The sequence below is a fragment of the Brenneria nigrifluens DSM 30175 = ATCC 13028 genome (assembly GCF_005484965.1).
Lineage (GTDB): Bacteria > Pseudomonadota > Gammaproteobacteria > Enterobacterales > Enterobacteriaceae > Brenneria > Brenneria nigrifluens.
This window is the reverse complement of the sequence record NZ_CP034036.1, coordinates 548,493-572,391: the sequence shown is the minus strand read 5'-3', so window position 1 is coordinate 572,391 and position 23,899 is coordinate 548,493. Positions and strand designations below refer to the sequence as shown.

Below are 23,899 nucleotides of genomic sequence, written 5' to 3'. Positions count from 1 at the left end.
TTTATTCTTATTTGAGATAAAAAAGTAGGAATAGCTATAACGGGATGGGGTAATAAAAAGGGGTATAAACGCCGCCGGGTGAGTGACTCCCCCGACAGGCTAGCGATCCCGCACGCTAAAGCGCACCGGCGCGGTAATGGCGTGCGGCATGCCGGCGGGCGGCGCGGGCACCGGCGAGGCGCGGCGCACCAGAGCCAGCACCTCCCGGTCCAGTTCAGCGAACCCCGAAGAGCGCGCCAGCTGCGCGTCCAGCACGTTACCGGCATCGTCGATGCTGAAACGGATAAACACCGTACCGACCTCTCCCCGCGCCCGCGCGCCCGGCGGGTATTTTTTGCGCCGTTCCAGATGGGCCATCAGGCGCGCCTGCCATTTAGCCGAGGTGGCGGAAGCAGCGGAGGCGCCGGCGGTAGATTGCCGCGCCGCGGTGCGCTCCGACGGAGCGACCTGCGCCTGGGCGCGAACAGTCTGACGCGAAGCCGCCTGCTGCTGCTGGCGCGGCTTTGCTGCATCCTCGAGACGTTTGGCGCGCTCGGTTTGCGTCTTTGGCTTCGGCGGCGGTTTGCGCGCCGCCGGCACCTTGAGCGCAGCCCGGTCATTCCGCTCAAGGCGCGGCTCTTTGAGCGGTTCGGGCGTCTGCGGCTGCGGCATATCCTCCTGCGGCTCTGGCGGCGACTCCTTCGGCGTTTTCACCTTTTCCGCCGCCTGGCTTGCCTGGGAATCCTGCCGTTCGGTCGATATCTCGTTATGGTCGGTGGCGGCGGCCTGCGGCATATCGGCCAGTTCGATCATAATGGAGGCGGGCGGCATGCTATCGGCCGCCGCCATCGGCGGTTCGTGCAGCATCCAGAGAATACCGCCGCTATGAAACGCCAGCGCCAGCAGGCTGGCGCAGCTCCAGCGCGCCGCGCCGACCAGCCCATCGTCATTATTCGCAAGAGAATTCATATCAGAATTTGGCGGTCACGCTGCCGCGCACGGTTCGTCCCGGTCCAGGCATAAGCGCCGCACCAAGCGCATCCATATAGTATCGATCGGTAAGGTTATCAATCGTAAAATCCAACCTGACGTTATTGTTAACCTTATAGCTCGCGTAAAGATCGACCAATGCAGCAGGATTCCAGCGCGGCGCCCTTATCTCGCCGGTGCCAAACGTTGAACCATCACCAACACCTTCCACGATACGGCTACCGATGTAGTTAAGGCGCGAGCCAACGGTGAGTTTTTCATCAAAAAACCTCGTTCCCAGATTTAGTGTCACTGTATCCTTTGGCGGAACATGCAGAAGCGCATAACTGTTGCGAATACCGCCCATTGCACATTGCGAACCTGATGACAGCTCAACGCTACCAGGCGCACAAAACTCCATATGCGTATAGTGGTTCCAGGCCAGGCTACCGAAATAGCGCCCCGTATCGTATTCGCCAGAAATTTCAATCCCACGCATTTCTGCATAATCGAGGTTCAACCGTCTTAATCCATAGATGCCCCGGCCATTCGCTCTTGTTCCGGTGCGAATATTTGCACGCGTTATATAATCATCAATATGGTTATCGAAATATGCAGCATGCAAACGAACCTTATCACCAGTAAGAAATGCATTGTCAATCAGGTAATTCAGACCAATTTCAAGACTCCTGGCACGCTCAGGCTTGACAGGATTTTGCGTTCCAAGATCGAATGATCCACTTTTCAGCGTTTCAAATATACTTGGTGAGCGAAGAACGCTGCCATATTTCCCGTAAATTTGAAATCCGTCCAATGGCTCGATTGTCAAGCTGCCAATAGGCGACCAGCCTCTCGCTGAATTTCCAAAGCCATCGATCTCGTCATGTGTCTTAAAATGGGAGTAGCGGGCACTACCGTTGAGAATAAGCCAATCAAACGGCTTCCACTCGACAGACGTAAAACCGCTCTCTTCTTTACGCCACCCCTCACGCGCTTCCCAGCCTTCATAGGTTTCTCGATCGACATCATCCGGGAAGCCCGTATTTTCGCGCGTGAAAGCCCCGCCATATTCAAGCTTGATATCTCCTATTTCCGTATAGAAACGCGAGGCATTGGAAGCGGTTATACCCCACTTGTCCGAGTCGATATAAACTCTACTTCCTGTCCATCTTTCTGTTCCATCAAGATTGTAACTACGAGTCGCGGAATTAACCCTCAACTCGGTATCCGTCTTGAACGTATCTATTTTGAGGTCAAGCAGGTCGTTGCTAGCTGGGTTATAACGATAGCGAGCAGTATAGGTATTGAGTTTTATCGTATTCATCCAACCTTGATAAGGATTGGCAACGTTTGTAATCTGCGTCGGAAGAACTTCTCCATATTCACTATCATATTTATTCCATCCAAGTTCCAATGAATGGTCATCATCAAATTTGAATTTGCTTTTCAAAAGCCATGATTCGTTGTCGAGTGAAGTGTTCAGCACTTCTTCCCCAGCCCTGAAAGGACTCAAGCCGCCATTATCGACGACAACGCTGCCATAGCTGTTCCTGGTAATAATCGGATGCGCCCCGTCCCCTCCATGTTTACCGGCGTAGTAATTACCATTTTTACGACGCACATAGCCAATCACAATATCCACATATTCCGTCACACCTGCAAAAGCTATGCTGCCGGAACCGCCTGTTGGTTCGAGAAATGATGGGCGATGCCTGCCGCTGTTATTTGCGAACATAGTTTCATTAGACGGCATCACACCGTAGTAGGGATAGTTGCCCTGACGCCACCCGCCCTCTGTTCCTTCGGCAGGAACAGACGAGCTATTGGTATTGAATCCACCTTTAATCCTCACGCCAAAATTTTTGCCGGGCAGTAGGATATCGTTGACGCCAATAGTGCTCATACGAACCACGCCTCCCGAAGCTCCCGTCGCATCGGCAGCCGAACTCAGTCCTTTCTCGATCGACACTGAACCAATAAAATCCGGATCGATATAGGTCCTGGAAGCAGAACCGTTATACCCCCGATAGACCGTTGCCTCATTCGAAGCGCCATCCACAATGACCGGCACGCGTCCCTGCCCCTGCATACCGCGGATATTAACGTCCACAGAACCGGAATTACGGCTGTCGCCGACCATTACCCCCGGCACGCCGGACAGAAAATCCCCCACCGAGGTGCCGCGAAAGCGCTCCACCTGCTCGCCGGAGATATAGGCGCGCGAACCCGCGCCGCGATAGGGTTCGTCCGCCGGGCTGACGCCGCCCTCGCTGGTGACGGTAATGGTATCGAGCAGCAGGGAATCATCGCCGACGCCCAACGCATAATCGCCGGCGACATCCGCCTCGATAGCGAAAGTGCCGGCGCCGATAGGGCGATAGGAGAGTCCCGATCCCTCAAGCAGTCGGGCCAGCGCCGCCTCGGGCGCGACAGTCCCCGAAATGCCCGGCGAGCGCTTGCCGGCGGCGACGCCGGGATCATAGGTCACCTGCCGCCCCGACTGGCGTCCGAACTCGGCGAGCGCCCCGGCCAGCGGCCCCGCCGGAATGTTGAACGCCGTCTGCTGCGCGGTCTGGGCCCACGCATCCTGCGGCATCACTCCCATCGCCAGCGAAGCGCCGCCCAGATTTATCAAGGCGGCAATCAGCATCCGCCGCGCACCGCGTTTATTTTTTAATTTTTTATTTATAAGCGTCATTCTTATCAGGCCCCAATTCGTTTCACACAATTCCCCGAATGGCCGACTGTCGCCGACTCCTGCTAATGGAAACGAATGAGAATGAGAATTTTTCACCCTAAAATGACAATTTTTACAGCGCCAATATCTGTGCTCGCGGGAAACGCAACGGCCGTTTTTAGAACACCATTAAGAAATCACCGTCAGTAAGGAGGAAAGCTGGCGCACCGTGCCGCCGTATGGCTGCACCACCGCCTGCAGGGCGCTCTGCGGGGAGGTGAGGTTATACACGCCGCTGACGCGCCGCCGGCCGAGCTCCGGCGTGGCGATCACCACCCGGCCGGGCTGCCAGCGCGCGATCCGCGCAACAACGGAAGCGACGGCCTCCCGATCCACTAGCAGCAGACCGTCGCGCCATAACGCAATCCGGCCCGGCTCTCGCCAGCCGCGCTCGACGCCGCCGCTCTCCTGGTCGAAGGTCAGCCACTCTCCCGCGGACAGCGTCCCGCCGCCCGCGGACGATGCGGTCGGCAAAGCGGCCTCGGCCCGCCCGCGCTCGACGGCCACCGACAGAAAGCCTGCGTTCCAGCCAAGGTCGAACGCGCCGGACGCCGCCACCTCAAGGTCATCGGCAACCGCCTGAAACGGACGCCCGTCGTCCGGCGCCACCTCAAAGAACGCCATGCCGGAAAGCAGCTCCACGCGCCGTTCGCGCGGCGTGAAGCGCGAACGAATGGCGCTGTCGGGGCCAAGCGCGACCAGCGTGCCGTCGGCCAGGGAAATGCGCCGCAGTTCGGCCGTCGCCGTTATATGATCGGCCCGGACGCGCAGCAGCACGCCCGGAGCGACCAGCGAACCGACGCCCCATGCGGCCAGCGCCGCCGCACCGCCGAAAACCAGGGAGCGGCGCGAGATGCCCGCCGACGCTCGGCTTTCCCCGCGGCGGGCCTGCACCACCTGCCCCGCCAAAACATGGATCTCCATAGCTTCGGCCCAGACCGCTTCATGGGAGGGATCGCGCCCACGCCAGCGCCGGATCTGCTCGCGCACCAGCGGATTCGCCGGTTCGGTCTGCTGACGGATGATGAGGTCAAACGCCTCGGCAAATAATTTATCGTCTTGCGACGTTTTTTCAGTCATACATGAATCAATCCGGTGATAACGCCGCGCCAGGAAAAAAATCAAGGGAAAGGTCGATTTTCGCCTCTACGTTATCATTAACGAATGTAGGGAGAAAATTTTCACCCCGCGCCGCCTATTAATCGCCGCTCTCCTTGAGTCTGCTGCGCAGGTGCAGGTAAGCGTGATGGATAAGCGACCAGGTGCGCGACACGGAAAGGTCCAGTTCGGCGGCGACTTCGGCGATGGTCATATCGCCCAGGCGATACAGCTCAAAGGCGCGCCGCGTCCTTTCCGGCAGTTCCATCAGCGCCCGGTGCGCCATCGCCAGCCGCTGGCGGTCATGGTTTATCGTTTCGGGGTTGGGGGCGGGATCGGCGACTCCGCCGTACTCCTCGTTGGGCAGGTCGCCTTTTTCAACCAGCTGTTCACGGCGATAGAGGTCGATCGACAGATTACGGGCGACACGGCGCAGATAGGCCAGGGGATTGTCGTCCCGCTCGGGCGGCGCGGCGGACAATATCCGCAGGAAGACATCCTGGGTCAAATCCGCCGCCACGTCCGGGCGGTGTCCCCGCTTGCGGAGAAAACGGTTGATGTCCCTGGAGTGTTTCTGGAACAGGCGTTTGAGGTCCCACATCAACGCGGCCCCGTTATTAGCGCCGTCCGCAGCCGCGTTATTGTAGAGAAAGTGCTGTCATGCATAGCCCTGCCATCCGATGCACACGGCGCCCTTGGCGTCATTCGGACCTGATGCCGAAGACTACGGGCACCTTGCCGCCACAGGATTACCGTTAACCAAGTTTCCTTAATATAGGGAAACTTGGTTATAAATGGTAATAATTTGTATTTGCATTAACATTAATTCATGTTCGCCGCCGGACCGGCGGAAAAATCGGTAAACGCACGCGCGCCGGTTAAAATGAGACGTTCTAAAAAACCGATAATAAATATCGTTTTTATATTAGATTAGGCTCTGTTCGCTCTCCTCTTCACCCCGCAACGGATAACGGCTAACCTTGACCCGCGCCTGCCAATCCCAATAAATAACGGAAACGATTACTGCCATGGATATTTCTGCGACTCCTCCCTCACCCAATCACAGCAAGGAAAACGCCGGCGGCAGGCGCGTTCAGGTTATCGACCGGTCGATAGTGCTGCTCCGAACCCTTGCCGGCCTGCGGCATGGCGCCAGCGCGCTTGAGCTGGCGCGTCTGACCGGGATCGAGCGTACCACCATTCATCGCCTGCTCAAGACGTTGACCTACTGGAACCTGATCGAGTCGCAAGGCGCCAGCTATCGTATCGGACCCGAGAGTCTGATCTATTCGGCGGCTTATCTGAACCGGCTGAATCTGAGGAAGAACGCCCTGCCCTATGCCATTGAATTACAAAGGGTGATAGGCGAAAGACCGGCCATCGTCTCGTTATCGGTTCCGGTGAACGATCAGGTGGTGCTGGTCGAGCGCATGTGGACCCCGTCCACGCCGCTTAACGCCATCGTCGATCTGGCCGATCAATTCCCCATCGACGGCAGCCCCAGCGGACGCGCGGTGCTGGCCACCTACGGCGAATCGGCCGTGTTGGGGATTCTTGGCGAAGCGCGCTACGCCAGCGTGCTACCGACCCTGGAGCAGATCCGCCGGCAGCAGGGCTTTGCTTTCGGCCATGGAGAATTCAAGCCCGGCCTGTCGTCGCTGGCCTTTCCCATTCTGCTTGCGAGCGGCGTGGCCGTGGGGGCGGTCGTGGTGGCCGGGCTGGATATGGAAGATGAGACCCATCCCGCGTCTTCGCTGGCCAGCCATGTGCGTCGGGCCTGCGAAGGCATCTCGGCGCAGCTCGTCGTTTAGCACGACGGTTCCGCGCCGAGCGCCGCCAGCAAGCGCTTCTTCTGCACCTTGCCGTAGTGCGATCGCGGCAACTGGTCGATAAAATAAATCCGCCGCGGCATCTTGTGGCGCGACAGGCGCGCACGGCAGTGATCCACCAACTGCTGCGCCGACAGCTCCCGCCCGCCGTCCGCCACCACGGCGGCGCACACCAGTTCCCCCCATTCGACGTCCGCCAGTCCGAAGACGTGGACATCCAGCACGCCGGGATGGCCCAGCAGGCACTGCTCCACCTCGCCGGGCTGCACCGACTTGCCGCCGCTGCGTATGACATCCTTGCAACGCCCCATCACCTGCAATTGTCCGTCGGCGCGTATCCGCCCCAGATCGCCGCTGCGCAACCAGCCGTTATCGAACGCGCGGGCGCTCAGCTCTTCACGTCGCCAATAGCCGGCCATCAGCTGCGCACCGCCGATAAGAATCTCGCCGACGCCCTGGGCGTCGGCCCGATCGATACGCACCGCCGCGGAAAATAGCGGACGCCCCACCAGCCCCTCTACGCTCTCGCCGGCGCCGCGCGCCGCGGCCATCCGCGCGGCGGAGAGATAGCAGCTCCAGGGCGCTTCGGTCATGCCGTAAAGCACGCCGATGCGCGGGCCGAACAGACGGTCGGCGCCCGCCGACACCTCCTCCGCCAGCGCGGCGGCGCCGATATCCAGGCTTTTTAAACGCGGCAAGGACGCGGGCGCATCGCCCGCTTCGCGCAGCAGCCGCAACAGCTGGGTTGGCACCAGGGAACTGAACGCGGCCTGATACTCGTCAAGCTGGGCGATAAAATTTTTGCTGTCGAAACGACCGCCCAGCACCACCTGCCCGCCGCTCAATAGGTGAGCCAGCACCGCCACCGCGGCGATCGGCCATAGCGGGCGCACATTGAGCAACACATCGCCGACGCAGGCCCCGCGGGCCATAACGATGTTCTGCAACACCGCGCAAAGGCTGGCATGGCGATGCATAACCGCTTTGGGCGCGCCGGTGGTGCCGCCGGTATAATTCAGCGAAGCCAGCGCCTGCGGGGATTGCGCCGGTCTGGGCGTCAGCGCCGCCGGCGCCGGATCAATCACCGCGCCTAAAGGACGACAGGAAATCCCCGCCCGTCGCGCTTCGTCGGCCAGCGCCGCGTACCGTTCGGCAAAAAGCAGCAGCGCCGCGCCGCAATCGCGCAGTTGCGCCAGCAACTCCTCCGCGGACAGCGCCGGATCCAGCGGCACCCGCACCCGTCCGCAGGCCATGCAGCCATAGTCGGCGATCAGGTAATCCACCCCGGCGTCGGCCAGCAAAGCCACCCGCTCCCCGGGTGCGACGGACAGCCGATCCAGCGCCAGACCGACCGCGCTAACCGCCTGGTCGAGTTCGAGGAAGGTCAGGGCGCGCGCGTCGGACGGTTCGCGCAGCGCCAGCCGATCCGGCCATTTGCCGGCGGCCTGTCCCAGCAGGGTACTCACATCCATCGCTACCACCCGCTCAGCACAATGCGCCCATTCACCCGCCGCGACTCCAGCAGTTCATGGGCCAGCGCAACCTGATGAAACGGCAATACCCGATCGATTAACGGCTTGACCTGCCCTGAGCCGATCAGCGCCAGGGCGACGCGCAACTCTTCAAGGGTGGCGCTGCCGGAACCCTGCACCCTGAGCCGCCGCCCGATCAACAGACCGGGCGCGATGGCGACGCTGCCGGGACGAACGTTGCCCAGCACCACCACCCGCCCGCCGAGCGCCATGCTGCGCAGCGTCTCCTCCAGCGTATGACCGAGGTTATCGACGGCCACGTCGACGCCGCGTTTCGCCGTACGTCGCCACACCTCGGCGCTGTAGCCGTCGTCGCTGACGATAACCTCGTCAGCGCCCAGCGATTGCAGAAAAGCGACTTTTTCCGCCCTGCCGGTGACGGCAATCACCCTGGCTCCCCGCGCACGGGCCAGTTGAATCTGATGCGCGCCCAGACCGCCGCTGGCGCCGTTAATCAGCACGGTTTCCCCCGGCTTGAGCGCCGCTTCGCCGTAAAGCGCCCGCACGCTGGTGGCTATCGGGCAGGAGGCCAGCGCGGCCGGAGCGTAGTCGAGCCCGGCCGGCAGTTCCACCACGGAGATCGCCGGAACGCGTAAATATTCGGCGTAGGCGCCTTCGGTATCCACCGCCGGCAGCCCCAGCGCCCGACAGAGATCCTGACGGCCGCGCAGGCAGTTGCGGCACTGTCCGCAAAAACGGCGCTGGTAAACCACCACCCTGGCGCCGCGCGCCACTTGCAGCACCCCGGCGCCGACCTCGACCACTTCGCCGGCCGCCTCATGGCCCAGCACCACGCCGGTCTGCGCCCCCGGCAGCTTACCCGCCCGGTGCAGCAGATCGTGGTGACAAACCCCGGCCGCGTGCACCCTCACCAGCACCTCGCCGGGCCCGGCGGCGGGCGTGGGCACTTCTTGCAGTTGCAGCTGATGCGGTTCGCCGAAGGCTTGCAGGACTAATGCTTTCATTGTTTTATAACCGTTTGTGATGTTATAAGAGCATGTTCATATAACAAACATGTTGTGCGTATTGTGCTCATCAACTAAGTTTTCCCTACTTTGACGCCGAGCTCAAGAGGCAAAACGTCTTTCTTTTACCTTTCATCTATTGCGAAATCGAAGCCATGACAGTCGAATACCAAAATAGGGGCGCGGGCCTGCTGGTGGTCACGCTGGATCGCCCAGAGCGCCTGAACGCGCTCGACAGCGCGGCCAAACACGAGCTGGCCGAGATCTGGGAGCGGGCGCAAAAGGACCGCGAGGTTCGCGCCATTGTGCTGCGCGGCGCCGGAGAGCGGGCTTTTTGCGCCGGTTCCGACCTTAAGGAGATCGAAGCCACCGGCGAAACGGTGAGCAGCGACCTGCTGGCCCGCGCCCTGCCCGGCGTCGGCAACGACCTGACTAAACCGGTGGTGGCGGCGCTACACGGCTACACTCTGGGCCTCGGCATCAGCCTGGCGATCCACTGTGATTTCCGCATAGCCCAGCACGACACCCAGTTCAGCTTTCCGGAAGTGCGTCACGGCATGCTTTCAGGTTTCAGCGCCATTACCCTGCCGGGCCTGATCGGCGAGGCCGCCGCGCTGGATATCATGCTCAGCGCCCGCACTTTCGCTGCCGACGAGGCGCTGGCCATGGGCCTGGTCAACCAGGTGGCGCCGAATGCCTATGACGCGGCATTGGAGCTGGCCGCGCGCCTGGCGTCCCATTCCGGCAATGCGCTGGAGTGGACCAAGCGCCTGCTGCTGGCCGAGCGCAAAAACCGCCTGCAACGCTACCTGTCGCTGGTCGATCGGGCCCGCCGGGACGTGATGCGGGATCGATAACGTTCCCAGGCGGATGCTTTTAAGCCGCCTCACGCCGGGTTCGGAAGCGTGAGGGGAGTGATTACAGGCTGGCCATGCGCGAATTGAGCAGATCGGTGATCAGCAGGCAACCCGGCGCATGGCGCGGCCTAAACGCTTACGGCCGCAGCCTGAATGACGCTCTTTCCTGCGCGTCCAGTTGGTCAATCAGACCGGTTTCCCACGCCAGATAGCGACGAGCCGCTTCTTTATTGCCCGCATGACGGTCGTGAACAAAAAACAGATAGTCGATTCGCTGCGCATCGGGCGGCGCATCGGGCGTAGAGACCAGCGGCAGTCCCGCCGCCCGCCAGGCGTCGATATCGGCGCGCGCGTAATAGACCGGCAGCGCGGCGGGAACCTCTTTTTCCGCCAGCGCGGCCAGGCGCAAATCGTCGGCGACCAACACCACGGGACGCGACTCCGCGGCCAGCAGGCTTTCAATCCGCGGGCGAATGGACCAGACGGCGTTTTCCAGATGCGCGTGGCGATAGCTCTGGCTGGATCTGAGGTCGATAACGCGCAGGCTATTTTGCGCCAGCCCCTGCGCCAAGCGTGGCAGATCGATGATTTTTTCCGCCGCTATCGCCTCCCGCGCTTCAGGCGACGGAGGCGCGAGTTCGAATTCGGCCAGCAGATAAACCTCGTGCCCCATCTGTTTCAGCCAGCCGGCGATAATGGGCGCGCGGATCGCGTCTACGTCGGCCAGCACCACCCGCGCGCCGCGCACGCCGATAAACACATCGGTATTCTGCAACAGCTGGCCGCCCGGCGCGTGCGCCGCTCCGGCAAGGCTGCCTTGCGCAAACTCTTCCGCCGTTCTGACATCAAACACAAACAGATTGCGCTGCTGTTCCTTTTTCCAGGTCCGCAACGTTGCGCCGTCGATCCAGCTTACCCCCTGGCGTACGGCGAAAGCGCGCGCCGCCTCGCGCCGCGAGTGCAGGACAGGCGCGGCGCCATCCACCGGCGGATAGCGGCTGGCGCTGCCCGACTCCAGCGGATATCCCTGCAAATACCAGCCCTGAGTGCCGTTCTCCAGCGCATATACCGGATTGCGGACGCCCGCCGACAGCAGGATTTGCGCCCCCAGAATGCTGCGCGTCCTTCCGGCGCAGTTGATCACCACCGGGATACGCTCATCGGCCACCAGCGAATGCAGCCGGTAGGGCAATTCGGCGTTGGGACAACATACCGCCCCCGGCAGGCTCATCTTGTGAAATTCATCCAGCGGACGCCCATCCAGCAACAGCACCGGCTGCGGCCCTTGCTGCAAGTCATGCAGTTCGGCGGCGCTCAGGCTAGGCGTGGCGTATTCGTGCTCCACCAGTTCGCCGAACACTTTGGAGGGCACATAAACGCCTTTGAATACCCCATACCCCGCCTGTCGCCAGCCCTCAATGCCGCCGGACAGGATATAAACCTGCTGATAGCCCAGTTCCTTCAGCCGCCGGGCCGATTTTTCCGCGGTCTGGTTTTCGCCGCCGAGCAGCACAATGCGGGTATGGGTCTGCGGCACCAGGCGCCCGACATCCAATTCCAGCCGACTGTAAGGGACGGACGCGGCAAAAAGCGGATGCCCTTCGCCGAACTCCCCCGCCTCGCGCACGTCCAGCAAGGCGATTTCACCGCCGTCGTGCAGCCAGGTTTTAACCGTCGCCGCCGCAATCAATGTCGTCATAACGTTTCCGTCTCCCCCAACAGTTTCTGTTTTCTCAATCTCAACTTAGGCAACAGGGCCAGCAGCACAAATGCCAGCGTCGCCAGCAACAGGGACAGCGAGATGGGCCGGTCGATGAATACGCTCAGGTCGCCGCGCGAAACCATCAGCGCCCGGCGAAAGCTGGTTTCCATCATAGGCCCGAGAACAAACCCCAGCAGCAAGGGAACCGGAGAAATATCCAGTTTGACGAACAGATAACCCAGCACGCCGAAAAAGGCCATCACATAGATGCCGAACACGGAGTTGCTGATGGAGTAGACCCCGACGCAGCAAAACACCAGAATCGCCGGATAGAGCAGCCGATAAGGAATGGACAACAGACGCACCCAGATGCCGACCAGCGGCAGATTGAGGATAATCAGGATCAGGTTGCCTATCCACATCGAGGCCACCAGCCCCCAGAACAGCGGCGGATGGTTGGCCATCACCTGCGGGCCGGGCTGGATATTGTGGATCATCATCGCGCCCAGCATCAGCGCCATCACGCCGCTGCCGGGAATGCCCATCGTCAACAGCGGAATAAAGTTGGTCTGCGCCGCCGCATTGTTGGCGGATTCCGGGCCGACGACCCCTTCTATCGCCCCCGCGCCGAACTCTCCCCGGTATCTGGACACTTTTTTCTCCAGGGTATAGGCGGCAAAGGCGGCAATGGTCACGCCGGCGCCCGGTAAAATGCCCAGAACGGAACCGAGCAAGGTTCCGCGTCCGATGGACGGAAGCATCCTTTTTATATCCCTGCCCTGCGGCCACAGCGTATTGATTTTCGTCGTGGCCGCCGCCGGCTGCTTTTTATACCGGGCCAGATTGCCGACGATTTCGGCGATGGCATAAATCCCCATGGCCAGATAAACGAAACTGATGCCGTCCATCAGGCGCAATACGCCAAAGTCAAAACGCGCCACGCCGGAGTTGGCATCCGTGCCCACCAGTCCCAGCAGCAGGCCCAGGATCACCATGCCCAAAGACTTGTCGAAAGCGTCCGACGACAGAGCGATCGCCCCCACCAGCCCCAGCAGCATAAGCGAAAAATATTCGGCGGGGCCGAAGATGAAAGCCAGCTCCGTTAAGGGATTGGCGAAAGCGGCTAATAGCATAACGCCGAAACAGCCGGCGATAAACGAGCCGACCGCCGCGCCGAACAGGGCGATGCCGGCGCGCCCCTGGCGCGCCATGGCATGTCCTTCGATCAGCGTGACGGCGGAGGAGGACTCCCCCGGAATGCGCAGCAAAATGGCCGAGGTCGACCCGCCATACTGCGCGCCGTAATAGATGCTGGCCAGCATAATCAGGGCCGGCGTGGGCGGCAGGCTGTAGGTAATCGGCAGTAGCATGGCGATGGTCGGCACCGGCCCCAGACCGGGCAGCACGCCGATCAGCGTGCCCAGCAGACAGCCAATCAGCGCGTAGAGCAAATTCTGCCAGGAGAGCGCCGTGGTAAAGCCGAGGTAGAGATTATCCAGCAATTCCATTACGCGCCCCCCGGCAAACGCGGCCACAGCGGGAGCAATAACCCCAGTCCGTAAATAAATACCGCCAGGCTCAGCAGCGTAATAAAGAAAGCGTTGAGCAGGATCTGCCGATAATGCCGGTTATGGCTTGCCAGCCCCAACAAAATCACCAGCAGCGGAATGGCGAGCACCAGCCCCAGCGTCGGCAGCAAAAAAGCGAACATCAGGACGGACGCGAGGATCCACAGCAGGATAAAAATATCGCCGCGCCAGTCGAATACCGGCGCGCGCCGCGGGCTTTTCCCCACGTCCGGCTTGCTCAGCCTGACGGAGCGCAGGCTGATAATCCCCCCCAGCAGCAGCAGCAACGCGCTCAGCGCCAGCGGAAAATACCCCGGCCCGATACGGGCCAGGTTCCCTAGAGAATAAAGGCTGCTGTAGCCGACGCCGCCTGCGCCGACAACGCTATAAAATACCCCGGTCAGAAAACTCTTGTGATCGACGATGCGCATGGCATTAACGCCTTTATGTGTTTATTGCAGCTTGATGCCGGCGGACCTGATGATTTCCGCATACGCACTGCCCTGCTCTTGCAGTATGGCGTCCACGTCTGCGGGCGTATGCGGCTTTGCAATGCCGAAGCCAAGGTTTTCAACGCGTTCCTTGATCTGCGGCGTGTTCAGCAGCGCCTGCACATCGCGATTGATTTTGTTTTTCACCCCGTCCGGCGTGCCGGCCGGCGCCAGCAGCCCTTGCCAGCTCTCCACCGAGAAGCCGGGCAAGCCGGACTCGGAAAACGTCGGGACGTCGGGCAGTGCGGGAGAGCGATAGGAGGTGGTGACGGCGATGGGCACCAGACGACCTGCGCGGACATATTCCGTCACCGCCGCCAGGGTGATCAGAGTAGCGTCAATATGCTCGCCGATAACGTCGACCGCCGCCGGCGCGCCGCCGGAATAAGGGATAAAATTCACCTTGATATCCGCCTGACGATTGAACTGCTCATGAGCGATATGGGCGATGCCGGCATTACCCGGCAGCCCCACCGTAATCTCTCCCGGCCTTGTTTTGGCAAGGTCGATGTACTCTTTCAGGGTGGAAATGCCCAAACCGGGACGCACCACCAGAATTTGCGGATTGACCGCCGCCTGTACCACGCCGGTCAGATCGTCAAGCTGGTAACCGGGATTCGGCAGCAACAGGGTGGGCAGCACCGCCGACTCGCCGCGCAGCAGCAGGGTATAGCCATCCGCCGGCTCGCGAACCGCCTGAGACGTTCCGATTACGCCGCCCGCGCCGGGGACATTTTCCACCACCACCGACTGCCCCCATACCCGGCTCAGCTCTTCCGCCAGCACCCGGGCCAGCTTGTCCGCGCTGCCGCCCGCCGCAACCGGGACGACAATACGCACGGTCTTCTGGGGATAACTTTCATCAATAACCGCACTGCGGGCGCCTACCGTTGACAGGGAAAAAAACAGCGCGGCCAACCACAACAACATCACCTTTTTCAAGGCATATCCTCCAACCAAAGAAATTAATGGGAAAATACAACCCGCGCGCGCGCTGAATTGCACCTGATAATCACCCCCCATCTCAAGCCGCCGTTTCTCTGCTTCACTGCCCGCGGGGGAAGTCCGGGAGGCGTTATTTGAACACATGAATTAATAACAATTGAAATTAATGCAATTACATTAATTCCTAGGAGGAAAATCTGAAAACAAGTTTTCCTCCTGACTAAAGTTAATTTTTTGATAAACCGCTAAGCGTTATAGGACTATGTGATGCGCAGAGGAAAATCCATGATGAGCTGGCGCGGACGATGGCCTATGACAGTTCGGCATGAGCGGATGCACCAGATTGAGCGGTCTCGTGAAGATTTTGGCGTTTTATCGTGAGACTTGAGAATAGCCCCCCTTTACGTTTGCATAGGCGCGATGTGTCGAATTAACAGAAATTGACAGGGTGGTAAGGAATATTATGATCGCATAAATAATAATCATGGGTTATTAATACAACATGTTTAGTTAGCAATGAATTAAGTATATATAAATAGAAAAATTAACTTTAATTAAAATATTCAGGTTTTTTTCATAGATCTGCTATAGTTTTATCGCTTGAAAAAATAACATTCACGTAATAATGAAAGAATAAGACACTTTTCTCTATATCAAGTGTTTTTGAGTATTTACACTTTATGAGGAAGGCTATATGTGCCAAGAAGAACAGCAGGCAGTTATAAAAGAATTAGTCTACAGTTTAAAAAAAGCAGGTGTTGAAGCGGCTTTTGGCGTCTCAGGTGGATTTATTGTACCTTTGTGGGAAGCGTTATCGGAATCCTCAATCAAGGTTATTCATTGCAGACATGAAAGCGGCGCCGCTTTTTCAGCCTCAGAGTACAGTTTATATAATAATGTCCCCTCCGTCGTTTTTTCCACTTCCGGGCCAGGTATTACCAATGCCTTGACTGGATTGCGCACGGCAAAACTGGATGGCGCGAAAGTAATATTTATTTCAGCAACCACCATTGAGGAACACAATGGGAAATGGGGATTACAACAAACTACCCGTCAAGATATCAACGACCTTGCTGGAGATGGCGTCAGCGGTTTTTTCGATAGTATTGTCTTTGTTGACAGACAGGAAAAATTAATAGAAGCAATAAAAGCTATAAATGATGTCACTATATCTTATGGTCATGTGCTGGGCATTTTTATACCTACAACTATTCAAAAGGAAATTTTAAAGGAAAATAACAGAATAAATATAGAACGCATAACACCGGCTTCGATTTCTTACGAAAATAGCAACGACGCTGAAAGTAAACAACAGAAAATAGCGGAAGCGCTTACGACAGGAGGCGCTATCCTCTGGAATGGATTTGGCTGTCTTCATGCGGCAGAAATATTAACCCATCTGGCGATCAAAACTCATACCCCGGTAATGTCCACGCCAAGGGGAAAAGGCATCTTTCCTGAAAACCACGCGCTTTATATTGGTACTACGGGATTAGGTTCAGATAGTGTAAAACTCAGGCAGGTACTAAATAACCCATCGTTGAAGACGGTTATTATATTGGGTTCGAATCTGGGGGAGCTTAGCTCTTCATATATTCAAAATCAGATGAACAATGTTGATATCTATTATATTGGTCTAAGAAATGAGGATATCAAAAAAAACCTTCCCTCCAATGCCGTTATTATTGATACGGAAATTTCTCATTTCCTGCATGGGGTAGATGATAAAGTAAAAGAAACCGCCGTTTATCATACTCCCCAGATTCTCCCCAGAGAACAGGATCCTGAACAACAAGAGCCGATACCGGTCAAGGATGGCGTTATTCATCCGCAGCAGGTAATGGCGATTGTTCAAAAGATAGCCATTGAAGAACAGGACTGTTTGATCGCCGCAGACGCGGGAAATACGTTTGTTTGGACCAACAGATATTTACATTTTCCAAAACCGAACCGCTATCGGGTTGGTACCGCGCTGGGCGCCATGGCCCATTACGCTTGCGGGATCGTTGGACTGAGCGCGTCAGGAAAAACAACCCTTGGTATCATCGGCGATGGTTCCATGCTGATGAATAATGAAATCAGCACCGCTGTTCGTTATCAGTTACCCGCTATTTGGCTGATAATGAACGACGGCGCATATAATATGTGTCGGCAAGGATTGAGCCTGTTAGGCAATCCGCCGTTGGACTGTGTTATTCCTCTGGTTGATTTTTCATTGTTTGCAACGGCCCTGGGCGCAAATGGCGTCAGGGTCACACAGGCGGACGAGTTGGAAACCTCATTACGTGCAGCCATCATGAGAGGCGTTCCTGCTGTTATTGATGTTCTGATCGATAAAGATGCGCAGCCGCCGTTGCTTGATCGGATCAATACAATTAAGTCACTTTAGGAGTTAAATATTATGCCGCAGTCACCCAGCATATTATCCGCCGCTGGCGTATTGCCTGAGAAACGGATTGATATCAAACACCACGACGAAACAGCGACTCAATTAAACGCCAACTTCTATCAGTTTGAGACGGGGACGCCACATCTCTGGCACCTTAACGATAAACGGGATATTGATATTTTACTCGAAGACAGCTTGCGGGACGCGATAGAATATGCGCGACTATCTGTTGACGATATCGACTTTCTTATATTGAGCCAAGTATGGTCGGATAATATTATGGGGCAGGAATCCGGCCTGCTGGCTAATAGAATGGGCCTGAAGTGCCCCTCAATTGGCATCAATGCCGGTACTGGTGGTGGATGTATGGCGATGGAAATTGCTGGTTCATTGATTTTATCAGAAAATTATCAGCGAATTGCCGTCGTGACCGGCTGTAATTATACTCATTTCTTTCATGAGAATGACCCGACAAAGCAACTACTCAGCGATGGCGCCGCCAGCATGATCATCGGTCAGGGAAACGGGCCGGAAATCATCGCGTCTTATTCGGTATCCACTGCTGGTTATCGGGCGCTGGAATATGTGGATGGCACTCCAGACAACAACGTATCCTATATCAGGACGCCCTCCGGTTCAGGAGATTATATTCTTAGCCATATGCCAGAAACGATTGTTGACTGTTGCACCGGCGTCTGTCGTTCTGCTGATTTGCAACTGTCGGATATTGACGCATACTATATTTACGATCCTGTTCACTGGATGCATAAAGCAGCGGCGAAGGCGTTGCAAATAGACAGCAAAAAAATCTTTTCCACTTTCTCGCGCTACGGAAGCCTGGGAGCGGCGCTAAACACGGTCGCCCTTATTGATATGGCAAAGCATTTTCGTTTGCGCGACGGACAGATAGTGATAGCCATGGGATTTGGCGTGACAGCAACCGCGACGGCCTGTTTGCTGCGCTGGCATGACTTTCCCTGCCAGGTGAGCCACACAGATCGCATGAATGGAGTTCAAATACAATGAGACGTGGGAACAGCATAACCTGGTGTTTCTTGCTGCTCAATATATTAATCGGAGCGCCGCCGCGGCTACTGGCGAATTAACTCGGGCTCCACAAAACCCCCTTGTAGTCATACCGACTGGCTATATCAGGACGATCGCGACGCAGTAATCTGCTCGATACTCCTTTGAGGCTATTAAGTCGGGTTCGTGAACTTTTGCTCAGTTCCGCTTCGCTCAACATTTTAACCTACATTTGCTCATCGCTTGTGGCGACGTTGATGTCCGCAATTCGCGCTAAACAATCAATTTATTTGATGCATTATGTTAAACAAATGATATTTATACTCATCTGGTAATGCGTAAAGTAGGGATAATCCAAGGCAGGAACAGGTTTACTTCATCATGAACGCTGCCCCGCCTGCTGCTAATTTCCCTGAAAACCAGGATAAACACGTCATGAAAAAGATCGGATTTTTGTCATTTGGTCACTGGACGCCGTCTCCGCAGTCTGGAACCCGTTCGGCCGCTGGCGCACTGCTGCAATCCATCGATCTGGCAGTTGCCGCCGAAGAACTGGGGGCGGACGGAGCCTATTTCAGGGTGCATCACTTTGCCCGCCAGCTCAGCTCGCCCTTTCCCCTGCTGGCAGCGATAGGAGCGAAAACCCGGAGTATTGAAATCGGTACAGGTGTTATCGATATGCGCTATGAAAACCCGCTGTATATGGCGGAGGATGCGGGTGCGGCGGATTTGATCTCCGGCGGGCGTTTACAGCTTGGTATCAGCCGTGGCTCCCCGGAGCAGGTGATTGATGGCTGGCGCTATTTCGGCTATGTCCCTTCCGAAGGGGAAAATGAGTCTGATATGGCGCGCCGTCACACCGAAGTGCTGTTGGACGTGTTACGTGGAGAAGGCTTTGCGAAACCCAATCCACAGCCGATGTTCCCGAACCCGCCGGGCCTGCTGCGCCCTGAGCCTCATTCTGAAGGTTTACGCGACCGTATCTGGTGGGGCGCTGGTTCGAATGCGACAGCGGCGTGGGCCGCGAAACTGGGGATGAACCTGCAAAGTTCCACGCTGAAAGACGATGAAACAGGCGAACCTTTCCACATTCAGCAGGCAAAACAGATCCGTGCGTATCGCGAGGCTTGGGCGGAAGCCGGGCATACACGTACGCCGCGTGTCTCGGTCAGCCGCAGCATTTTTGCCCTGATGGATGATCGCGACCGGATGTATTTCGGTTCAAGCCGTGACAACAGCGATAAGGTCGGTTTCCTTGACGAGAAAACCCGCGCGATTTTCGGGCGCAGCTATGCCGCAGAACCGGACAAACTGATCGAACAGCTGAAACAGGATGAAGCGATTGCCGAAGCGGATACTTTATTGCTGACCGTGCCGAATCAGTTGGGCGTGGATTACAACGTGCATGTTATCGAGTCCATTCTAAAACATGTTGCTCCGGCAATGGGCTGGCGCGACGAATAAGTCTGAAATAAAAAACGCCTCGCATGTTTTATGATATGCGAAGCGTTGGCAGCTTAAATCACAGACTCCAAACTCTCCAAGAAAACCGGGGCGGGTCAACCGGCTATTAATCTGTGCTAAAAACATACACGTAAAGGACGATATTATATACCGTGCCTCCGTCCATTTTTCCCACATTCGATGAAATGCAGGGTGAATTCAGGAAAACGATAATCGAAGAAAGCGAACGCATTTGCAGCTTGCAAGTACAACGGGCATATAAAATCATTTAATACAATACAAAAGTAAAATAATATCATTCGCAATAATTTATTTCACCAAATTATTACTTTTCCTTAAGAGAATAACGATTATCGATATTCTCTAAAAAAAATAAAAAAACATACCAAACAATGACTTGTAAAAAACTTAAAAAACCGCCCCTAATTGAACGCATAAGTTTCAAATATATTAACTATCATTAACATCAGCCAGCAAAAAATATGGATATTTATTAGCATAATGAAAATAAGAATTTTACTGCGAAACACTCGACATATAACGTTATATTTTTAGCATTAACAGGCCAGGTGAATTCCCCCTGACAACAAGGAAAGCTTGTTAATTAATTAACGACCTATCCTGATATTCCCTTGTCGTATACCCGGAATAACTGGAGTTGCGGGAAGGCGGTTTTTTGGCACCGATGTTGTAGTTGATATGCCATTGATGGAAGGAGTTGCAGCAAACCAGGCAATTTGATCGCCTGGGTCTAATTAATATGTTTAGAGATAATCAATGAGGGGAGCCAATGCTTACACGGCAAGAGACTCGAACCATCCACGTTTGCCTAATCAGTCAGGATGAGGAGTTGATTCAAGATTTAGACGTAGTCCTTACTAATATTAATATGCTGCTGACCATGCCCCAAATCCATCGATACCAGCACGCAGGCTTCTCGGCTGCTGAAACCCAGTCGCCGGTAATAGCGCACCGCTGCCTGATAGCGCTCCGGCGGTGCGCAGCATCACCCACACCGCCGCCATTTCATTATGCAGCGTGCGGATCTGAATATCGGTTAACGCCATAGGGTATGCCTCCTTCAGGGTTGAAGAGAGGTGTACCGCGCACAGGGAAGCGACTCAGCAAACAATCCGCATCCGCCTTTCACCCGATTTTCGTGTACTAATTTGTGTACTACGTCGGCGTGGTTGACGGTGGTTTTCAGCGGATTTCGCTGGATGCTCAATAGAACGATTACCCTGTTGAATCAGAGAGCTACAGACTTTGGTGGCTGTCTACAGAAAAGAATTTGGAGCGGGAAACGAGACTCGAACTCGCGACCCCGACCTTGGCAAGGTCGTGCTCTACCAACTGAGCTATTCCCGCGTATGGTGGATATTCCAAACAGCTTATCCATTCGAAGCTTTATATGATAACCGATTGATTAAAAAGACTTTAATACAAATCGACGTTTGGAATGGGCGCATTATGAACCTGTTCCAGGAGCATGGCAAGCCCTTTCTCATTCGTCGCCGTCTGATTGGTTATAACAACGCCAACTGGCTGCATCATCCTCCGCTATCCCTACCCCCCAGGCGGCAGGGCGGGAACCCGCCGTTTCCGCCTGAATAGTCATGCGCCGTATGCCAGGCGCGAGTAAATTCCTGGGCCAATCGGCAATTCCAGCATCGAGACCTTGTGGTCGCTGGCCATGGGCTTGCAGGTGATCCGGTTCTTCGAACAGCCCCAGCAGCATCTGCAGGTCATTCGCGCCAACGAGGGGATGACGGCCTATGCCGAAGCGTCCAACTACGCGGCTACGCTGCACGCCGATTGCCCCGCCGGCGTGCAGCGGCCTGGACAGGATCAGATTAGCTTCAACCGCGTCAGCACACATGAGCGTAAACGTCCACTTTGAGTTGTGAGGTGCTAATCGTAGAGGGCTGCCATCGCAATCAGGAAGATGAAAGGTTTTACCGTTGGCTTTGGCCTGCCGGATAATCAGATCGGAAAGTGCCATGACAAGAGTTCCCAGGTTGAAACTCAGGTTCTATGCTTGTCATTGCCTTTATTTGATCCCAGCAACAATCCGCAACGCATTGCCACCCTGTTTTTTTGGCCTCAATTCTGGCCTTAAAAAGGCTTGGCGTGGGTGGTTTTCAATGGATTGCTCTGGAAACAAAAAAAGAGCTTTTCGCTCTTTTTTCATAGACCTACAGACATCAGTGGATGTCTATAGAAAAGAATTGGAGCGGGAAACGAGACTCGAACTCGCGACCCCGACCTTGGCAAGGTCGTGCTCTACCAACTGAGCTATTCCCGCTCGGGAAGTGGCGTACGGATACCAAATTGTGCATCGGTACGGGGTGCGCATTATACGAAATATCCTTTCGACCGCAAGCCCCGGAATAGGAAAAACCATCTGACTGCCGATAAAAAGAGCAATCCGCGCTAAAACGTTCATCCATCAGCATACGGCGCGTCGGGCCGGTTGCCCGCCCGGCCGACTCGCCGTACGCCCTCTGATACTGCCCAGACCGCTCTAAAGTTGAATAAAGTGTTCGCGGTAATAAGCCAGCTCCGCCAGCGACTCGCGGATATCATCCATCGCCTGGTGGGTGCCCTGTTTTTTAAAACCGGCCAGAATTTCCGGTTTCCAGCGGCGCGCCAGCTCTTTCAGCGTGCTGACATCCAGATAGCGATAGTGGAAGTAAGCTTCCAGTTCCGGCATATAGCGAAACAGAAAACGGCGATCCTGGCCGATGCTGTTGCCGCAGATGGGCGATTTGCCCGCCGGCACCCATTTTTGCAGAAAGGCCAGCGTTTCCAACTCCGCCGCGCGATCGTCCACCTTGCTGGCCTTAACGCGGTCAATCAAGCCGCTGGCGCCGTGGGTGCGCACATTCCAGTCGTCCATCAGCGCCAGTTGGCTGTCCGGCTGGTGTACCGCCAAAACAGGCCCCTCGGCCAATACGTTGAGGTTGGCGTCCGTCACCAGCGTTGCAATTTCAATAATGCGATCCCGCTCGGGATCCAATCCCGTCATTTCAAGATCGATCCAGATTAGGTTATTTTCATCTACCATCGTAGGTATTCCTGTTTAGCCTGTGCCATTGCCCGCCGGTTGACGACCATAGCGCGTCAATCCCGAGCACCAGGCTTAAGTGACCAGCATTAATCAAATAGGGTGTTATTATAGTCGCTGCAATCTCCATGAGCGATAAACAGCGTCATGGCGATCATAATAGTATTTAAGTGAGGCTCAGTGAGCAAAAAGAAACTGTCGAAAGGTCAACAACGCCGGGTCAGCGCTAATCACCAGCGCCGCCTTAAGCATTCCGAAAGCAAGATCGAATGGGAAGACAGCCAGCTGGGCGAGGCCCAGGAGGGCATTATCATCAGCCGATTCGGTATGCATGCCGATGTGGAAGCCGCAAACGGCGTGGTGCATCGCTGTAATATCCGTCGCACCATTAAATCGCTGGTCACCGGCGACCGCGTGGTGTGGCGCGCCGGCAATGAAACCCTGTCCGGCATCAGCGGCATTGTGGAAGCAGTTCACCCGCGCCGTTCGGTGCTGACCCGTCCCGATTTCTATGACGGCGTGAAGCCGATCGCCGCCAATATCGATCAGATCGTGATCGTTTCCGCCATTCTTCCCGAGCTGTCGCTCAATATCATCGATCGCTATCTGGTCGCCTGCGAAACGCTGGAGGTCGAGCCGCTGATCGTGCTCAACAAGATCGATCTGCTGGATGACGAAGCCCGGCGCTTCGTCGACGGCCTGATGGATATCTACCGCGCCCTCAACTATCCGGTGATTATGGTTTCAAGCCATACGCAGCAGGGCATCATCGAGCTGGAGCAGGCGCTGACCGGACGCATCAGCATCTTCGCCGGACAGTCGGGGGTCGGCAAATCCAGCCTGCTCAACGCCCTGCTGGCGCTGGAAGAAGAACGTATTCTGGTGAACGAGGTCTCGGATAACTCGGGGCTGGGGCAGCATACCACCACCGCCGCCCGGCTATATCATTTCCCGCACGGCGGAGATGTTATCGACTCGCCCGGGGTGCGGGAATTCGGTCTCTGGCATCTGGACCCCGATCAGATTACCCAGGGTTTCATTGAGTTTCGCCAATACATCGGCAGTTGCAAATTCCGCGATTGCCGGCATGAGAACGACCCCGGCTGCGCGATTAACGCGGCGCTGGAACGCGGTGAAATCGCCGCCGAGCGCTTTGATAACTACCATCGCATTCTGGAAAGCATGGCTCAGGTAAAAACGCGTAAAACCTTTTCCGATACGGATAACTGACATTTATCTTATCCATCGCTACAATGCGCCGCCTTTATCCCCTATTTTATG

General features: G+C 56.3%; 19 protein-coding genes, 2 tRNA genes and 1 pseudogene. 6 read left to right on the top strand and 16 right to left on the bottom strand.

Annotated elements, in window-relative coordinates:
* Window positions 1–99 precede the first annotated feature (99 nt).
* The 4 genes from EH206_RS02675 to EH206_RS02660 form a co-directional block, all read right to left on the bottom strand.
* A complete protein-coding gene (locus tag EH206_RS02675) occupies window positions 100–948 on the bottom strand; it encodes an energy transducer TonB family protein (RefSeq protein WP_009111276.1) in 849 nt (282 codons plus the stop codon).
* Window position 949: 1 nt separating this feature from the next.
* The gene (locus tag EH206_RS02670) at window positions 950–3,646 is read right to left on the bottom strand and encodes a TonB-dependent receptor (RefSeq protein WP_136163983.1); all 2,697 of its coding nucleotides are present in this window, start codon (window positions 3,644–3,646) and stop codon (window positions 950–952) included.
* Window positions 3,647–3,814: 168 nt separating this feature from the next.
* On the bottom strand, window positions 3,815–4,810 hold the full coding sequence (locus tag EH206_RS02665) for a FecR family protein (RefSeq protein WP_198008313.1): 996 nt from the start codon (window positions 4,808–4,810) through the stop codon (window positions 3,815–3,817).
* 73 nt (window positions 4,811–4,883) lie between these two features.
* Window positions 4,884–5,384 carry an RNA polymerase sigma factor gene (locus EH206_RS02660; RefSeq protein WP_009111273.1) on the bottom strand — a complete coding sequence of 167 codons (501 nt, stop codon included), beginning with the start codon at window positions 5,382–5,384 and terminating at the stop codon, window positions 4,884–4,886.
* A gap of 427 nt (window positions 5,385–5,811) precedes the next feature.
* Here EH206_RS02660 and EH206_RS02655 point away from each other — a divergent pair, with 427 nt between their 5' ends.
* A complete protein-coding gene (locus EH206_RS02655) occupies window positions 5,812–6,594 on the top strand; it encodes an IclR family transcriptional regulator (RefSeq protein ID WP_009111272.1) in 783 nt (260 codons plus the stop codon).
* Here EH206_RS02655 and EH206_RS02650 read toward each other — a convergent pair.
* Both EH206_RS02650 and EH206_RS02645 read right to left on the bottom strand, forming a co-directional pair.
* Window positions 6,591–8,084, bottom strand: a complete 1,494-nt coding sequence (locus EH206_RS02650; protein WP_009111271.1) for a class I adenylate-forming enzyme family protein — start codon at window positions 8,082–8,084, stop codon at window positions 6,591–6,593. The two genes, EH206_RS02655 and EH206_RS02650, sit on opposite strands and share 4 nt — an antisense overlap.
* 2 nt (window positions 8,085–8,086) lie before the next feature.
* Window positions 8,087–9,109: an alcohol dehydrogenase catalytic domain-containing protein gene (locus EH206_RS02645; RefSeq protein ID WP_009111270.1), complete on the bottom strand. Its 1,023-nt coding sequence runs from the start codon at window positions 9,107–9,109 to the stop codon at window positions 8,087–8,089.
* Between the two features lie 155 nt (window positions 9,110–9,264).
* Between EH206_RS02645 and EH206_RS02640 the strand changes: the two genes are divergently transcribed.
* Complete coding sequence (locus EH206_RS02640) at window positions 9,265–9,966, top strand: enoyl-CoA hydratase/isomerase family protein (protein WP_009111269.1); 702 nt, start codon at window positions 9,265–9,267, stop codon at window positions 9,964–9,966.
* Window positions 9,967–10,102: 136 nt separating this feature from the next.
* On the opposite strand, the gene EH206_RS02635 is transcribed toward EH206_RS02640, so the two are convergent.
* From EH206_RS02635 to EH206_RS02620, 4 genes are read right to left on the bottom strand one after another with little or no spacing between them, the layout of a single operon-like run.
* A complete protein-coding gene (locus EH206_RS02635) occupies window positions 10,103–11,665 on the bottom strand; it encodes a rhodanese-like domain-containing protein (protein WP_009111268.1) in 1,563 nt (520 codons plus the stop codon).
* The gene (locus EH206_RS02630) at window positions 11,662–13,176 is read right to left on the bottom strand and encodes a tripartite tricarboxylate transporter permease (protein WP_009111267.1); all 1,515 of its coding nucleotides are present in this window, start codon (window positions 13,174–13,176) and stop codon (window positions 11,662–11,664) included. Before EH206_RS02630 ends, EH206_RS02635 begins: the two co-directional genes overlap by 4 nt.
* Window positions 13,176–13,667, bottom strand: a complete 492-nt coding sequence (locus EH206_RS02625) for a tripartite tricarboxylate transporter TctB family protein (protein ID WP_009111266.1) — start codon at window positions 13,665–13,667, stop codon at window positions 13,176–13,178. The genes EH206_RS02630 and EH206_RS02625 overlap by 1 nt, the downstream gene beginning before the upstream one ends.
* Before the next feature lie 21 nt (window positions 13,668–13,688).
* Complete coding sequence (locus tag EH206_RS02620) at window positions 13,689–14,660, bottom strand: Bug family tripartite tricarboxylate transporter substrate binding protein (protein WP_232216590.1); 972 nt, start codon at window positions 14,658–14,660, stop codon at window positions 13,689–13,691.
* 706 nt (window positions 14,661–15,366) lie between these two features.
* Between EH206_RS02620 and EH206_RS02615 the strand changes: the two genes are divergently transcribed.
* Window positions 15,367–17,061 carry a thiamine pyrophosphate-binding protein gene (locus EH206_RS02615; RefSeq protein WP_009111264.1) on the top strand — a complete coding sequence of 565 codons (1,695 nt, stop codon included), beginning with the start codon at window positions 15,367–15,369 and terminating at the stop codon, window positions 17,059–17,061.
* A gap of 12 nt (window positions 17,062–17,073) precedes the next feature.
* Window positions 17,074–18,087 (top strand): 3-oxoacyl-ACP synthase III family protein, encoded by a 1,014-nt coding sequence (locus tag EH206_RS02610; RefSeq protein WP_009111263.1) that lies wholly within the window; start codon window positions 17,074–17,076, stop codon window positions 18,085–18,087.
* Here EH206_RS02610 and EH206_RS02605 read toward each other — a convergent pair.
* Window positions 18,075–18,265: pseudogene (locus tag EH206_RS02605) on the bottom strand (transposase); the annotation flags it as partial. The gene EH206_RS02610 and the pseudogene EH206_RS02605 sit on opposite strands and share 13 nt — an antisense overlap.
* A gap of 257 nt (window positions 18,266–18,522) precedes the next feature.
* Here EH206_RS02605 and EH206_RS02600 point away from each other — a divergent pair.
* The gene (locus tag EH206_RS02600) at window positions 18,523–19,551 is read left to right on the top strand and encodes an LLM class flavin-dependent oxidoreductase (RefSeq protein WP_009111262.1); all 1,029 of its coding nucleotides are present in this window, start codon (window positions 18,523–18,525) and stop codon (window positions 19,549–19,551) included.
* Between the two features lie 884 nt (window positions 19,552–20,435).
* Here the strand turns inward: EH206_RS02600 and EH206_RS02595 are convergent.
* The 5 genes from EH206_RS02595 to orn form a co-directional block, all read right to left on the bottom strand.
* The gene (locus EH206_RS02595; protein ID WP_009111261.1) at window positions 20,436–20,618 is read right to left on the bottom strand and encodes a hypothetical protein; all 183 of its coding nucleotides are present in this window, start codon (window positions 20,616–20,618) and stop codon (window positions 20,436–20,438) included.
* A gap of 225 nt (window positions 20,619–20,843) precedes the next feature.
* Window positions 20,844–20,919: transfer RNA gene (locus tag EH206_RS02590), tRNA-Gly, on the bottom strand.
* Window positions 20,920–21,055: 136 nt separating this feature from the next.
* Window positions 21,056–21,553, bottom strand: a complete 498-nt coding sequence (locus EH206_RS23585) for a hypothetical protein (protein ID WP_009111260.1) — start codon at window positions 21,551–21,553, stop codon at window positions 21,056–21,058.
* Between the two features lie 227 nt (window positions 21,554–21,780).
* Window positions 21,781–21,856, bottom strand: a tRNA-Gly gene (locus EH206_RS02580).
* 219 nt (window positions 21,857–22,075) lie between these two features.
* Window positions 22,076–22,618 carry an oligoribonuclease gene (gene orn, locus EH206_RS02575; protein ID WP_009111259.1) on the bottom strand — a complete coding sequence of 181 codons (543 nt, stop codon included), beginning with the start codon at window positions 22,616–22,618 and terminating at the stop codon, window positions 22,076–22,078.
* A gap of 180 nt (window positions 22,619–22,798) precedes the next feature.
* On the opposite strand from orn, the gene rsgA reads away from it, so the two are divergent.
* Entirely contained in the window at window positions 22,799–23,848 is a 1,050-nt protein-coding gene (gene rsgA / locus EH206_RS02570; protein ID WP_009111258.1) for a small ribosomal subunit biogenesis GTPase RsgA, read from the top strand.
* Window positions 23,849–23,899 lie beyond the last annotated feature (51 nt).

What these genes read in the sequence shown, in the direction of transcription:
- orn (WP_009111259.1), bottom strand. Translation starts at nt 22,618, where the DNA reads ATGGTAGATGAAAATAACCTAATCTGGATCGATCTTGAAATGACGGGA.
- EH206_RS02630 (WP_009111267.1), bottom strand. Translation starts at nt 13,176, where the DNA reads ATGGAATTGCTGGATAATCTCTACCTCGGCTTTACCACGGCGCTCTCC.
- EH206_RS02650 (WP_009111271.1), bottom strand. Translation starts at nt 8,084, where the DNA reads ATGGATGTGAGTACCCTGCTGGGACAGGCCGCCGGCAAATGGCCGGAT.
- EH206_RS02600 (WP_009111262.1), top strand. Translation starts at nt 18,523, where the DNA reads ATGAAAAAGATCGGATTTTTGTCATTTGGTCACTGGACGCCGTCTCCG.
- EH206_RS02625 (WP_009111266.1), bottom strand. Translation starts at nt 13,667, where the DNA reads ATGCGCATCGTCGATCACAAGAGTTTTCTGACCGGGGTATTTTATAGC.
- EH206_RS02610 (WP_009111263.1), top strand. Translation starts at nt 17,074, where the DNA reads ATGCCGCAGTCACCCAGCATATTATCCGCCGCTGGCGTATTGCCTGAG.
- EH206_RS02660 (WP_009111273.1), bottom strand. Translation starts at nt 5,384, where the DNA reads ATGTGGGACCTCAAACGCCTGTTCCAGAAACACTCCAGGGACATCAAC.
- EH206_RS02640 (WP_009111269.1), top strand. Translation starts at nt 9,265, where the DNA reads ATGACAGTCGAATACCAAAATAGGGGCGCGGGCCTGCTGGTGGTCACG.
- EH206_RS02595 (WP_009111261.1), bottom strand. Translation starts at nt 20,618, where the DNA reads ATGGCGTTAACCGATATTCAGATCCGCACGCTGCATAATGAAATGGCG.
- EH206_RS02655 (WP_009111272.1), top strand. Translation starts at nt 5,812, where the DNA reads ATGGATATTTCTGCGACTCCTCCCTCACCCAATCACAGCAAGGAAAAC.
- EH206_RS02645 (WP_009111270.1), bottom strand. Translation starts at nt 9,109, where the DNA reads ATGAAAGCATTAGTCCTGCAAGCCTTCGGCGAACCGCATCAGCTGCAA.
- EH206_RS02615 (WP_009111264.1), top strand. Translation starts at nt 15,367, where the DNA reads ATGTGCCAAGAAGAACAGCAGGCAGTTATAAAAGAATTAGTCTACAGT.
- EH206_RS23585 (WP_009111260.1), bottom strand. Translation starts at nt 21,553, where the DNA reads ATGGCACTTTCCGATCTGATTATCCGGCAGGCCAAAGCCAACGGTAAA.
- EH206_RS02635 (WP_009111268.1), bottom strand. Translation starts at nt 11,665, where the DNA reads ATGACGACATTGATTGCGGCGGCGACGGTTAAAACCTGGCTGCACGAC.
- EH206_RS02675 (WP_009111276.1), bottom strand. Translation starts at nt 948, where the DNA reads ATGAATTCTCTTGCGAATAATGACGATGGGCTGGTCGGCGCGGCGCGC.
- EH206_RS02670 (WP_136163983.1), bottom strand. Translation starts at nt 3,646, where the DNA reads ATGACGCTTATAAATAAAAAATTAAAAAATAAACGCGGTGCGCGGCGG.